Source organism: Bradyrhizobium sp. (genome assembly GCF_035484855.1).
GTDB lineage: Bacteria > Pseudomonadota > Alphaproteobacteria > Rhizobiales > Xanthobacteraceae > Bradyrhizobium.
This window is the reverse complement of the sequence record NZ_DATHOP010000025.1, coordinates 20,746-32,893: the sequence shown is the minus strand read 5'-3', so window position 1 is coordinate 32,893 and position 12,148 is coordinate 20,746. Positions and strand designations below refer to the sequence as shown.

The window sequence follows — 12,148 nt, the reverse complement described above, 5'->3', positions numbered from 1 at the left end:
GGGCCCCCACGCGAATGATTTTGGCGGCTTCCTTCGGTAAATAATCGGCGCCCAACCGACTTTCTCATCGCGCTGACGGGGACGCCCGTCATGCACATATTTGTGAATCGGGGAACCGCGAATGAGCGTAACGACGGTGCCGCGCATGCGTAACGGATACGAGGAGCAGCGCCTTTAAGGAGCCGCCGCCGCCGTCAATCCCGATCGAGGAGCGTTGCAATCGCATGAAGACATCTTTCAACGTCGCTGAAAAAGGGCACGGCTCTTATCACCTCCTGGCCCCTCTCCGCCTGGTCATGGTCGTCATCTTCGTGTCGTTCGGCATACAGAAGTTCACGCTTCAGTCGGCTCAGGGCATCGTCCAGTACATCAGCAATAGCCCGTTCATTTCGTGGCTTTCTGTATTCGGCTTGAGGGGGGAAGCGAATCTTCTCGGCGTTGTCGAGCTCTGCATTGCGGCGCTTCTCGCGGCCGGCGCGTTCAGCCCGATCCTGTCGGCCATCGGTTCGCTGATGGGGATGCTCAGTTTTGCCGTCACGTGGTCGTTCTTTTTCACGACGCCCGGTGTCGTCAAATGGAGCTTATCTACCGATCCGATCGCATGGAACTTGACCGGCGAATTTCTGTTCAAGGACATCGTCCTGCTGTGCGTCTGCGCGGTATTGTTCCTCGCGTCGCTGCCGCAATCCGTCGTCCGATTGCGCTCCGGCTAGCGAGCCTCCATCACCACTTGGTGCGTGTCGCCCGCATGAACGCAGCGATATGCGGGTGATGCCAGTCCGGAAGGATATCGCTTCGCTCGTCCGGACTGCGCTTGCTTATGGCCGTCATCCTGAGGTGCTCGCCTCTTCGGCGAGCCTCGAAGGATGACAGCCCGTGGCCCATCCTTCGAGATGCCGCGCCGAACGGCGCGGCTCCTCAGGATGACGGCAGAGCAAGCGGCGCAAGACTACTCAACACCCCAGCTTTTCAGCGATCCCGTTAAAATCTTTCGCAACAATATCCCAGTCGCCTTTGGCCTCGAAATCGTATTTCTGGAGCGGGCCGTATTCGGTCGGGCGCGCGACGAAGGCCGTCTTCAATCCCAGTTTCTGCGCCGCCTTGAGGTCGTTGTTGTGGGCGGCGACCATCATCACCTGCTCCGGCGCAAGGCACAAAAGGCGCGCGGCGCCGAGATAGGTTTCGGGATCGGGCTTGTAATGTTCGAACAGCTCCGCCGACATGATCAGGTCCCAGGGGAGGCCCGCGTGCTTCGCCATCTCGGTCAACAGCGCGACATTGCCGTTGGAGAGCGGCGAGATGATGTATTTTGTCTTCAGCCGTGTCAGGCCGGAGACGCTGTCGGGCCACGGGTTGAGGCGGTGCCAGCCCATGGTGAGATAATGCAGGTCGGCATCGGTCAGGCCGGATATTCCAAGCTGCGCCACCAGTTTTTCCAGCGACTGGCGGTGCAGTTTGTCCAGGATCATATAGCCGCGCTCGGGATGTTTTCGCACCTCGTCCATCGAGGCGTGGTACACGGCGCGCCAACCATCGACCAGCGCGGTCCAGTCGCCCTTGATGCCGCGCGTCGCGCTCCATTTGGTGAAATCGGCGATCAGGCTGGAGCGCCAGTCGACCACGGTGCCGAAGACGTCGAACACGAGTGCCTTGACCGCGGAAATGTCGGACATTGGTCGCTTCCTATTGTTGTTGTCATTCCGGGATGGCCCGAAGGACCAGACCTCAGATGCGCAATTGCGCATCGGGGAATCTCGAGATTCCGGGTTCGATGCTGCGCATCGCCCCGGAATGACGGCGTTAGTCCAGATGGAATTTTTCCAGCTGCCGGTGATCGGCCTTGATATAGCGCACCGTGCCGGTGACCGAGCGCATCACCACGGTCTCGGTCTCGATGACATCGCCCCGGAACTTGACGCCTGAGAGCAGCGAGCCCGTCGTGACGCCGGTCGCTGCGAACAGGCAGTCGCCGCGCGCCATGTCCTCGATGCCGTAGATCATGCGGGGATCGGTGACGCCCATTTTGTGGGCGCGCTCGCGCTTCTCCTCGGTGTCGAGGATCAGCCGGCACTGCATCTGGCCGCCGATGCAGCGCAGCGCCACCGCCGCCAGCACGCCCTCGGGCGCGCCGCCGGTACCGATATACATGTCGACCCCGGTATTGTCGGGGTCTGCGCAATGGATGACGCCGGCGACGTCGCCGTCGGTGATCAGGCGTACTGCAGCGCCGGTCGAGCGCACGCCGTTGATGATATCGGCGTGCCGCGGGCGATCGAGCACCAGGACCGTGATCGCGCTGGTGTCGACGCCCTTGGCCTTGGCGAGGCGGCGGACATTGTCGGCCGGCGAGGCGTCGAGCTCGACCACGCCCTTCTTGTAGCCGGGGCCGACCGCGATCTTCTGCATGTAGACATCGGGCGCGTGCAACAGCGTGCCGCCATCGGCCATCGCCATGGTGGCGATCGCGCCCGGCATGGCCTTGGCGCACAGCGTCGTGCCTTCCAGCGGATCGACGGCGATATCGACTTCGGGACCGGTGTTCATCCCGACCTTCTCGCCGATGAACAGCATCGGCGCCTCATCGCGCTCGCCCTCGCCGATCACCACCGTGCCCTGGATCGGCAGCTTGTTGAGTTCGCGGCGCATGGCGTCGACCGCGGCCTGGTCGGCGGCCTTCTCGTTGCCATGGCCGCGAAGCCTCGCCGCCGACACCGCCGCGCGCTCCGTCACCCGCACGATTTCGAGCGTCAGGACGCGCTCCAGCAACAGCTGCGGCGGTACGGAAATATGGGTGGACATCGCAACACTCCCTTGGACTTCACTTGTGGGCCTTCCGGCCCGTCTTAGTTCTTTTCGATCCGTATCACCTGCGGCCGGCCGCTTATCACCTTGTCGCGCTGTACCGCCTGCAGCGCGCGATACACGGCGTCCTCGCTGGTCGCATAGGTAATCAGGATTACCGGCACCGGGGAGGCCTTGTTGCTCGCGCCGTTGGCGTCAACGCCGTCGGGATGACGCTGCACGATCGATTCGATCGAGATTTTCTGCTCTGCCAACCGGGTGGCGATGGCGGCTGCGGTGCCGGCGAGATCGCGCGCCATCAGGCGGATATAGTAGCCGCCCTCGTGCCGCTCCATCGGCGCCTTCCTGGTCTCGCGCAGCCTGTCAACGGGACGGCCGAAGGGCCTCGCGCGAATGCCGCGCGCGACATCGGCAATGTCGGCGATTACGGCGGAGGCGGTCGCCGCCCCGCCGGCGCCGGGTCCGACCAGCGTGATCGGCGGAATGCCGGCGCCGTCAATGGTCACCGCATTGGTGACGCCCATCACCTGCGCGATCGAAGAGGATTTCGGCACCATGGTCGGATGCACGCGCTGCTCGATGCCCTTCGCGGTCCGCACCGCAACGCCGAGCAGTTTTACGCGAAAGCCGAGCTGTTCGGCGGCGCGCAGATCCTCCGGCTTGATCGAGGAAATGCCTTCGACATAGACCGCGCTCTGCGCGACCTTGGTGCCGAAGGCGAGGCTCGCCAGGATCGCGAGCTTCTGCGCGGTGTCGTGGCCGTCGACGTCGAAGGACGGGTTGGCCTCGGCGTAGCCGAGCCTTTGAGCATCCTTCAGGCATTCGGCGAACGACAAGCCTTCCTGCTCCATCCGGGTCAGGATGTAGTTGCAGGTGCCGTTGAGGATGCCGTAGACGCGGTTGATCTCGGTGCCCGCAAGACCCTCGCGCAAGGTCTTGATGACGGGGATCGCGGCACCGACGGCGGCCTCGAAATTCAGTGCGCCGCCGTGCTTCTCGGCGGCCCTCGCCAGCCGCAGGCCGTGCTTGGCGATCAGCGCCTTGTTGGCGGTGACGACCGACTTGCCGGATTTCAGCGCCGCTTCGATTGCCGAAAGCGCGGGCTCGCCGGAGCCGCCCATCAGTTCGACGAAGCAATCGATGCCGGGATCGGTAGCCAGATCGAGCGGGCTCTTCGCCCAGGCGATGCCGCGCAGGTCGAGGCCGCGCTTCTTCACTTTGGAGCGTGCGGTGACGGCGACCACGCGCACGCTTCGTCCGCAGCGAGCCTGCAACATGCGGCCCTGGCTCTCGATCAGACGGACCACTTCGGCGCCAACAGTGCCGAGCCCCGCAATACCCACCTTCAGGGGTGCGACCATGACGAAAAAGACCTGCCGGAAAGACTTAAACTAGGCATGATCTGGCCCGAAAACCATTTCTATCCCCGGGTCAAGCCCGGGGACATGCTTTTCGGGATCATGCCTATCGCCGGTTGGCGAGAGGAACCACGTTGTGCAACGTTTCGATGCCGCTTTCAAGGAAGCGCCGCACGCCGCGGGCGGCCTGGCGGATGCGCTGCTCGTTTTCCACCATGGCGATGCGCACAAAACCCTCGCCGTGCTCGCCGAAGGCAACGCCCGGCGACACCACGACGCCGGATTTCTCCACCAATAGGGTTGCGAACTGCATGCTGCCGACGCCGCGGAAGGCCGGCGGCAGCGGCGCCCAGGCGAACATCGAGGCGTCAGGCGGCGGAATCTCCCATCCCGCCCGGCCGAACGATTCGACCAGCGCATCGCGGCGCTTGCGATAGGTGTCGCGCATTTCGCGGATGCAATCCTCGGGTCCGTTCAGCGCGGCGGTGGCCGCGACCTGGATCGGCGTGAACGCGCCGTAATCGAGATAGGATTTCACCCGCGCCAATGCGGCGATGATGCGATCGTTGCCGACCGCAAATCCCATCCGCCAGCCGGCCATCGAAAACGTCTTCGACATCGAGGTGAATTCCACGGTCACGTCGATCGCACCGGGAACCTGCAGCACCGAAGGTGGCGGGTTGTCGTCGTCGAAATAGACCTCGGCATAGGCGAGGTCGGACAGGATGAAGATCTCGTGCTTCTTCGCAAACGCCACCAGATCCCGGTAGAAATCGAGGTCCGCGACATAGGCCGTCGGATTGGAGGGATAGCAGACCACGATCGCCAGCGGCTTTGGGATCGAATGGATGATGGCGCGCTCGACCGCTTCGAAGAATTGCGGCGTCGGCTCTGAGGGCACCGAGCGGATCACGCCGCCGGCCATCAGGAACCCGAAGGCGTGGATCGGATAGCTCGGATTTGGGCACAGCACGACATCGCCGGGCGCGGTGATCGCCTGCGCCACATTGGCAAAGCCTTCCTTCGAGCCCAGCGTCGCCACGATCTGGGTTTCAGGGTTCAGCTTGACGCCAAATCGCCTGGCGTAATAGCCGGCCTGCGCCTTGCGCAGCCCGGTAATTCCGCGCGACGCCGAATAGCGGTCGGTGCGCGGCTTGCCGAGCGTTTCCTTGAGTTTTTCGATCACATGGGGCGGCGTGGACAGATCCGGATTGCCCATGCCGAGATCGATGATGTCGGCACCGGCATTGCGCGCGGCCGCCTTGGCCCGGTTGACCTGTTCGAACACGTAAGGCGGCAGACGGCGAATGCGATAAAAATCTTCCATGGGACCTCGCTCCGGCAACCGCGTAAGCGGAATCGCCAGCCTTGTGGATTTGAAGCCGAAATTCGGCTCCATCCATAAATCAAGCTAAATCAGGAGCTTAGAGGTATTTCAGGCGGAGAAACATCGTCCTCGCCCTGATTTGCGGTTGAATTGCCGTCCTTTTAGCACGGACACCCGGTCGTGCCAGCCGTAAGCGTTACTTGGCGGCCGGGTTTTGGGCGGCCGGGTTTTGGGCAGCGGCGGCGGACGCCTGGCGGTCCCGCGCGGCGGCGAGTTCCGCCTCGATCTTGGCCCGTTCCGCCGGCGCCAGTTCGGGCTCGTCCCGATCCGGCGGAATATCGTGGACCGGAAGGTAGCCGCCTTGATCCTTGGCGCGCGCGGGCGCATCGGCCGGCGTGCCGACGATCGGCAAATCCGCGATCGATGTCGACGAGCAACCGCCGAGCGCAAGCACCGCTGCCAGCAGCGCTCCCGCGGCCAATGCCCGCTTTTTTCGATCCCGCGCCATCGTCCCGGAAGTCCCCACTTCGCGTTCGGCTCTCCGCCTGATGCTTATTTCATCAACCTTTGCTGCCAGCGCTCAAACCATTGTCGCCCGAAACGATTAAAGCCCCAACAATAAACCGCATCGGTGCGGCCCCAATATGACAGAACCAAGAGGTTTTGTCGCAGTGCAACACCGGAAATTCCAAGATTAACCTCTCAACCGGCGCCGTCGATCAACGCGGTGACGAACGCAAAATGAACCTATAGGGTTGGCGACCATGAGCGACGTCACAATTGAAACCAAGGTCGAAAAGAAGTTCGATCCGGAAACCTTCGCGCTGAATCTCGCGCGGGCGATGGAGACGAGCGGCCAGGCGCTGGCCGCCTATCTCAAGCCGCGGGAGAGCGGCGAGATCAAGGACAAGCCGCCGAGCGAACTCACTGAAGTGATCAAGACCTTCACCGCGGTCGCCGAATACTGGCTGTCGGACACCGATCGATCGAGCGACCTGCAGGCCAAGATCGCCAAGGCCTATCTCGATCTCTGGGGTTCCTCGTTGCGCCGCATGGCCGGCGAGGCCGCGCCGCCGGCGATCACGCCGTCGCCGCGCGACAAGCGCTTCAAGGATCCCGAGTGGAAATCCAACCAGTTCTTCGATTTCGTGATGCAGCTCTATCTGCTCACCACGCAATGGGCGCAGGAACTGGTGCGCAACGCCGAAGGCGTCGATCCGCACACCCGCAAGAAGGCCGAGTTCTACGTCCAGCAGATCACCAACGCGCTGGCGCCGTCGAATTTCGTCCTCACCAATCCGGAAGTGTTGCGCGAGACGCTTGCCTCCAACGGCGACAATCTGGTTCGCGGCATGAAGATGCTGGCCGAAGACATCGAGGCCGGCGGCGGCACGCTGCGCATCCGCCAGTCCGACCCGTCCAATCTCGTGGTCGGCGTCAACATGGCAACCACGCCGGGCAAGGTGATCTATCAGAACGACTTGATGCAGTTGATCCAGTACACGCCCGCGACGGAGAACGTGCTGCGCACGCCGCTCCTGATCGTGCCGCCCTGGATCAACAAGTTCTACATCCTCGACCTCAAGCCGGACAAATCCTTCATCCAGTGGTGCGTCGATCAGGGCGTCACGGTGTTCGTGATCTCCTGGGTCAATCCGGACAAGAGTCTCGGCGCCAAGACCTTCGAAGACTATATGAAGGACGGCCCGCTGGCGGCGATAGACGCAATCGAGAAGGCCACCGGCGAGATGAAAGTCCACACCATGGGCTACTGCGTCGGCGGCACGCTGCTCGCCTCGACGCTCGCCTGGCTGGCGGAAAAGCGCCGCGTGCGCGTGACCTCGGCGACGTTCCTCGCCGCGCAAGTCGATTTCACCCATGCCGGCGATCTCCTGGTGTTCGTCGACGAAGACCAGATCTCGGCGCTCGAGCGCGACATGAAGGAAGCCGGCGTGCTCGAAGGCTCCAAGATGGCGATGGCCTTCAACATGCTGCGTTCCAACGACCTGATCTGGTCCTATGTCGTCAGCAACTATCTGAAGGGGCAGCCGCCCTCCTCGTTCGACCTGTTGCACTGGAATTCGGATGCGACGCGGATGCCGGCGGCCAACCATTCCTATTACCTGCGCAATTGCTACCTGGAGAACCGGCTGTCGACCGGCAGCATGGTGCTGGACAACACGCTATTGGACCTGTCGAAGGTGAAGGTGCCGATCTACAATCTGGCAACGCGTGAGGATCACATCGCGCCGGCGGATTCGGTGCTTTACGGTTCGCAATTCTTCGGCGGCCCGGTGAAATTCGTGCTGTCCGGATCGGGACACATCGCCGGCGTCGTCAACCCGCCGTCTTCGGGCAAATACCAGTTCTGGACCAACGACAATATCAGGGATGTGACGCTCGCCGACTGGCTCAAGGCAGCCCAGGAGCACAAGGGTTCGTGGTGGCCGGACTGGCGGCAATGGCTGGAGAGCATCGACGCCGAACAGGTGCCGGCGCGCACCGTCGGCACCGACGCGCTGCCGCCGATCGAGGACGCGCCCGGCAGCTACGTCCGGGTCCGCGCGTAGCGCAACGCTGCGTGCTTGGTTATAAACAGCCGTCCCGCCGGGACGAGATTCGAAACCAAGATCGAGGGGAACACCGATGACGCGCGAATTGTTCTGGCTGACGCTGACCGTCATTCTGACGGGATTGCTGTGGGTGCCCTACATCCTCAACCGCTGTCAGGTTCGCGGCCTCGGCGGCGCGATGGCCAATCCCTCGCGCAACGCCAAGCCCCACGCCGAATGGGCCACGCGGCTGATGTTCGCGCACGACAATGCGGTCGAAAATCTCGTGATCTTCGCGCCCCTGGTGCTGATCCTCAACGCGATCGACTATTCCAGCCAATGGACGGTGCTGGCCTGCGCCGTCTACTTCTGGGCCCGCCTCGCGCATCTCGTCGTCTACACCATGGGCCTGCCGGTGTTCCGGACGCTCGCCTTCACCGTCGGTTTCCTGGCGCAGGCGGTGCTGGCGCTGGCGATTTTCAAGGTGCTTTGAAAGCAGCAGAGGTCAGACGCTCTTCCGCGCCACCACATAAAGCATCGCGGCATGCTCATTGTCGAAGCCTTTGACCTCGCCGCTGTCGATCGACAATGAGCTCCAGCGGCCGGCTTCCGAATAGGTTGCCCGCAGCCAGTCCGGCGACGGATAGTTGTAGTAGCGATCGAGCTTGTCCCGTCCGTCGGCTGCGCCGGTCTTGAAGCTGGCGTAGAAATAGCCCGCGGGTTTCAACGCGCGCCAGATCAGCCCCAACACATGTGCCAGTTCAGGCCTCGGCACATGAAGCAGACAGGCGTTGGCCCAGACGCCGTCATAGGCCTCGACCGCCTTGAGGTCATGGAACAGCAGCGTCTCGACCGGACGGCTGAGCCGACGCGATGCCTCCTCGGCCATCTCAGGCGCTCCATCGGTGGGACGCGCATCGAAACCCCCTGCGATCATTTCGGCCGAGGCGGCGCCGGCGCCGCATCCCAGTTCGAGGATGCTGGCGCCGGCCGGAAGCAGCGCGAGAAATGCTTTCAGCCGCGTATGCTGTGCGATCTCGCGCTCGGCATAGGCCCGCGCGTTCTCCCCGTAAAACATCAGGGTCTTTGCGTCCGCGGGGTTCATGTCACTCATGCCGACAGCGCGATCTTGCTGGCTTTCGGCCTCATGTATCCGCAAAGCCCAGCATCAGCCGCATGTTCTGGACCGCGGCCCCCGAGGCGCCCTTGCCCAGATTGTCGAGACGCGCGACCAGAACCACCTGACGATATTTCGGGCTCGCAAAGACATAGAGCTCGAGCCTGTTGGTTTCGTTGAGCGCCTCCGGCTCGATGCGTCCGCTCTTGATCGCCGCATCGTCGAGCGGCATGACCGAGACATAGGCGCTATCAGCATAACGCTTCGCCAGCGCGGCGTGCAGCTCGGCCGCGGCGGGCTTGCCCGGCAGCGTGTCGAGATGCAGCGGCACCGATACCAGCATGCCCTGCCGGTAGTTGCCGACCGACGGCACGAAAATCGGCCGGCGCGACAGCCTTGAATAAAGCTGCGTCTCCGGCAAATGCTTGTGCTCAAAGCCGAGGCCGTAGAGTTCGAACGCCGGCGCCGTGCCGTTCTCAAAACTCTCGATCATCGACTTGCCGCCGCCGGAATAGCCGCTCACCGCGTTGATGGCGACGGGATAGTCCGAAGGCAACAGCCCGGCATCGACCAGCGGTCGCAGCAGCGCTACCGCGCCGGTCGGATAGCAGCCCGGGTTCGAGACTTTCCGGGCCGCGCGTATCTTGTCGGCCTGGTCGGGTGCAAGTTCCGGAAAACCATAGGTCCAATCGGCGGCGACCCGGAACGCGGTCGAGGCATCCAGTACTTTGGGCGCGGACGCTCCCATGCCGTCGATCAGCGCCACGGTTTCCCGCGCGGCGGCGTCGGGCAGGCAGAGGATGACGAGGTCGACTTCCTCCATCAGCGCGCGCTTTGCGCCCGCGTCCTTGCGTTTGTCCTCGGCGATACCCTTGAGCACGACGTCGCTCTGTTGGCCGAGGCGCTCGCGTATGCCGAGACCCGTGGTTCCGGCCGCGCCGTCAACGAACACGGTCGGCCGGGCGGCGTTCTTGGTGACGACGGGGTTGCCTTTCGGCTGCTTGGTGTCGGTGAGGGTCATGGCGTGTTCCTTCAATCCGCAGGCGCGGCGACAGGCATGGATGATTTGTAGTCCAACTGCGGCCGCAGCGCGACCATCTGTTTTCCGATATTGCGTGCGGCGTCGTCGTCTTGCTGCAGCAGTGACGAGGCAATCGCAACATGATCGGCGTCGGATTTATGCTGGTTGAGCTTGAAGCTGCCCTCGACATCTTCGACCGACATCACCATGCCGACGATCGCCTTTTTCAGCGCATCAAGGCGTCCGGCGGCGACTTTCGACACCAGCCAAGGCGGCTTCGGCGCAAGCCAGTTTTCGAATTTGGCACTGAGCGCGTCGAGATGCGGGCCGAGTTCGGACTCCGGCACCGTCCGCACCGTCCCGGTGAGGTGCACGGTCTGGTAGAGCCAGGTCGGCACCTGATCGGGCGAAGCGTACCAGTCGGGCGACACATAGGCATCGGCACCCGGCACGGTGATCAGCCAGCACGATTTGCCGTCGGCCAGCTTTGCCAGCGGATTGCCGCGCGCGACGTGAAACGCGGCCTGCGGCGTGCCGTCGTCGGCCGACGTCAGGAGAAACGGCAGCGATGAGGCGATCGGCCTGGCGCCGTCCCATGCGGTGACGCTGCCAAATCCCCGCACTTGCGCAAATTCGAGGCTTGCGGCGCGATCGGGCTTGAACATCGGGGGCGTATACATTTCAAACTCCTGCTTGACGTAGGAGCCGCCAGATCAGACCGCGTTGTTTGGAAAAGAGAGGCCGCGGAGTGGATCCGGCGGCAGGGCAGCGATCTTAAACGCAGACGACCGCCCGTACCGCTGGGGTACGGCGGCGGCGCACGGTGACAATGGTCGCGGCGTTATTCATGGCCGGGGCTATAAGGCCACGGCCTCGTTTCGTCAAGGTTTCTCAGATCGTCGGATTCCACGGCGCCGGAATTACCCGATAACCGTTGCCGTCCTTCTCGACGTGGCCGAGCCCCGGGAACGGATAGTGGAAGCCCTGCACCATCAGCTTCTCGGTGGCGACCATGTCGTAGATCCGACGGCGGGTCTTTTCGGCGACATCGGCGTCCTGGTCGAAAAAGGCATGCCAGCCCGGATTGGTCGCAAACGGATTTGGATTGTTGGTGACATCCGACTGGACGAACACCTTGCCGGAGCCGGACGACAGCACATAGGAAGTGTGGCCGGGCGTATGACCGACGGTCTCGACCGCAAGCAGGCCGGGCGCCACTTCCTTGCCCCACTCGTAGGGCGTCACCTTCTTCTTCAGCGCCGCATCGAAAATGTTGCGGTTGTTCTTGAACAGCCCCTGCATGCGTCCGGCGGGCGCCCGGCTCATCTCGCCGTCGTCCATCCAGAACTTCCATTCCGTCGCGGGCACCAGCACCTCGGCGTTGGGAAAGGCCGGCGTGCCGTCGGCCGTCAACAGGCCGTTCACATGGTCGGTGTGGAAGTGCGAGATCACCACCATGTCGACCGCCTTGGCGTCGAAACCGGCGGCGGCGAGGTTATCGGCGAACTGGCCGGCGGCGCCCTTGCTGTTGACCTTGGCGACCGGGCCGTTGCCGGTATCGACGACGACGAGCTTGCCACCGGTGTTGATCACCAGCGGCGCGAAGTAGATCGTCATGATGTCGCGCGGCAGAAACGCCTTCTCGAGCGCGGCATTGATCTCTTCCTTCTTCGCATTGGTGATGAAGGAATCCTCAAACGTAAAGGTGTTGCGGCCATCGGAGACCACGGTCACCTCGATGTCGCCGACCTTGTAGCGATAGAAACTCGGCGCCTGCTTGTCGGCCACGGGAGCGGCCGCGCTGGCCGGCCGAGCTGCAAGGAGCGGTGCCGCCGCGACCGCGGCGGCGCCTGTGAGTGCGTGACGTCGTGTCAGTTCCATGGTTTGTCCTCCGATTTTCCGCGCGGGATTCCCCGCTTGCTGGCGCTTGTCGCGGCCATTGTTAGCAGCGTTTCTGGCGGGGCGCGACAG

12 protein-coding genes are annotated in these 12,148 nt (G+C 63.3%); 3 read left to right on the top strand and 9 right to left on the bottom strand.

Going from position 1 to position 12,148, the window contains the following annotated elements; genetic code table 11:
• Nucleotides 1-224 precede the first annotated feature (224 nt).
• A complete protein-coding gene (locus VK804_RS02210) occupies nt 225-713 on the top strand; it encodes a YkgB family protein (RefSeq protein ID WP_325367363.1) in 489 nt (162 codons plus the stop codon).
• A gap of 240 nt (nt 714-953) precedes the next feature.
• Here VK804_RS02210 and VK804_RS02205 read toward each other — a convergent pair whose 3' ends face one another.
• From VK804_RS02205 to VK804_RS02185, 5 genes are all read right to left on the bottom strand, one after another.
• Entirely contained in the window at nt 954-1,673 is a 720-nt protein-coding gene (locus tag VK804_RS02205; RefSeq protein WP_325367361.1) for a haloacid dehalogenase type II, read from the bottom strand.
• 127 nt (nt 1,674-1,800) lie between these two features.
• Nucleotides 1,801-2,799: a class II fructose-bisphosphatase gene (glpX, locus tag VK804_RS02200; RefSeq protein ID WP_325367359.1), complete on the bottom strand. Its 999-nt coding sequence runs from the start codon at nt 2,797-2,799 to the stop codon at nt 1,801-1,803.
• A 44-nt stretch (nt 2,800-2,843) separates the two neighbouring features.
• A complete protein-coding gene (locus tag VK804_RS02195; protein WP_325367357.1) occupies nt 2,844-4,163 on the bottom strand; it encodes a homoserine dehydrogenase in 1,320 nt (439 codons plus the stop codon).
• Between the two features lie 103 nt (nt 4,164-4,266).
• Nucleotides 4,267-5,487: an LL-diaminopimelate aminotransferase gene (locus tag VK804_RS02190; protein ID WP_325367355.1), complete on the bottom strand. Its 1,221-nt coding sequence runs from the start codon at nt 5,485-5,487 to the stop codon at nt 4,267-4,269.
• Between the two features lie 196 nt (nt 5,488-5,683).
• Nucleotides 5,684-5,995 (bottom strand): hypothetical protein, encoded by a 312-nt coding sequence (locus VK804_RS02185; protein ID WP_325367353.1) that lies wholly within the window; start codon nt 5,993-5,995, stop codon nt 5,684-5,686.
• A 256-nt stretch (nt 5,996-6,251) separates the two neighbouring features.
• Here VK804_RS02185 and VK804_RS02180 point away from each other — a divergent pair, with 256 nt between their 5' ends.
• The gene (locus tag VK804_RS02180) at nt 6,252-8,057 is read left to right on the top strand and encodes a class I poly(R)-hydroxyalkanoic acid synthase (protein WP_325367351.1); all 1,806 of its coding nucleotides are present in this window, start codon (nt 6,252-6,254) and stop codon (nt 8,055-8,057) included.
• Between the two features lie 76 nt (nt 8,058-8,133).
• Nucleotides 8,134-8,532: an MAPEG family protein gene (locus VK804_RS02175; protein WP_325367349.1), complete on the top strand. Its 399-nt coding sequence runs from the start codon at nt 8,134-8,136 to the stop codon at nt 8,530-8,532.
• A 12-nt stretch (nt 8,533-8,544) separates the two neighbouring features.
• On the opposite strand, the gene VK804_RS02170 is transcribed toward VK804_RS02175, so the two are convergent.
• From VK804_RS02170 to VK804_RS02155, 4 genes are all read right to left on the bottom strand, one after another.
• The gene (locus VK804_RS02170; protein WP_325367347.1) at nt 8,545-9,144 is read right to left on the bottom strand and encodes a class I SAM-dependent methyltransferase; all 600 of its coding nucleotides are present in this window, start codon (nt 9,142-9,144) and stop codon (nt 8,545-8,547) included.
• Nucleotides 9,145-9,184: 40 nt separating this feature from the next.
• Complete coding sequence (gene argC / locus VK804_RS02165; RefSeq protein WP_325367345.1) at nt 9,185-10,177, bottom strand: N-acetyl-gamma-glutamyl-phosphate reductase; 993 nt, start codon at nt 10,175-10,177, stop codon at nt 9,185-9,187.
• A gap of 11 nt (nt 10,178-10,188) precedes the next feature.
• Nucleotides 10,189-10,857 carry an FMN-binding negative transcriptional regulator gene (locus VK804_RS02160; RefSeq protein WP_325367343.1) on the bottom strand — a complete coding sequence of 223 codons (669 nt, stop codon included), beginning with the start codon at nt 10,855-10,857 and terminating at the stop codon, nt 10,189-10,191.
• A 211-nt stretch (nt 10,858-11,068) separates the two neighbouring features.
• Entirely contained in the window at nt 11,069-12,058 is a 990-nt protein-coding gene (locus VK804_RS02155; protein ID WP_325367341.1) for an MBL fold metallo-hydrolase, read from the bottom strand.
• Nucleotides 12,059-12,148: the final 90 nt, after the last annotated feature.

What these genes read in the sequence shown, in the direction of transcription:
- VK804_RS02205 (WP_325367361.1), bottom strand. Translation starts at nt 1,673, where the DNA reads ATGTCCGACATTTCCGCGGTCAAGGCACTCGTGTTCGACGTCTTCGGC.
- argC (WP_325367345.1), bottom strand. Translation starts at nt 10,177, where the DNA reads ATGACCCTCACCGACACCAAGCAGCCGAAAGGCAACCCCGTCGTCACC.
- glpX (WP_325367359.1), bottom strand. Translation starts at nt 2,799, where the DNA reads ATGTCCACCCATATTTCCGTACCGCCGCAGCTGTTGCTGGAGCGCGTC.
- VK804_RS02155 (WP_325367341.1), bottom strand. Translation starts at nt 12,058, where the DNA reads ATGGAACTGACACGACGTCACGCACTCACAGGCGCCGCCGCGGTCGCG.
- VK804_RS02210 (WP_325367363.1), top strand. Translation starts at nt 225, where the DNA reads ATGAAGACATCTTTCAACGTCGCTGAAAAAGGGCACGGCTCTTATCAC.
- VK804_RS02175 (WP_325367349.1), top strand. Translation starts at nt 8,134, where the DNA reads ATGACGCGCGAATTGTTCTGGCTGACGCTGACCGTCATTCTGACGGGA.
- VK804_RS02190 (WP_325367355.1), bottom strand. Translation starts at nt 5,487, where the DNA reads ATGGAAGATTTTTATCGCATTCGCCGTCTGCCGCCTTACGTGTTCGAA.
- VK804_RS02180 (WP_325367351.1), top strand. Translation starts at nt 6,252, where the DNA reads ATGAGCGACGTCACAATTGAAACCAAGGTCGAAAAGAAGTTCGATCCG.
- VK804_RS02170 (WP_325367347.1), bottom strand. Translation starts at nt 9,144, where the DNA reads ATGAACCCCGCGGACGCAAAGACCCTGATGTTTTACGGGGAGAACGCG.
- VK804_RS02160 (WP_325367343.1), bottom strand. Translation starts at nt 10,857, where the DNA reads ATGTATACGCCCCCGATGTTCAAGCCCGATCGCGCCGCAAGCCTCGAA.
- VK804_RS02185 (WP_325367353.1), bottom strand. Translation starts at nt 5,995, where the DNA reads ATGGCGCGGGATCGAAAAAAGCGGGCATTGGCCGCGGGAGCGCTGCTG.
- VK804_RS02195 (WP_325367357.1), bottom strand. Translation starts at nt 4,163, where the DNA reads ATGGTCGCACCCCTGAAGGTGGGTATTGCGGGGCTCGGCACTGTTGGC.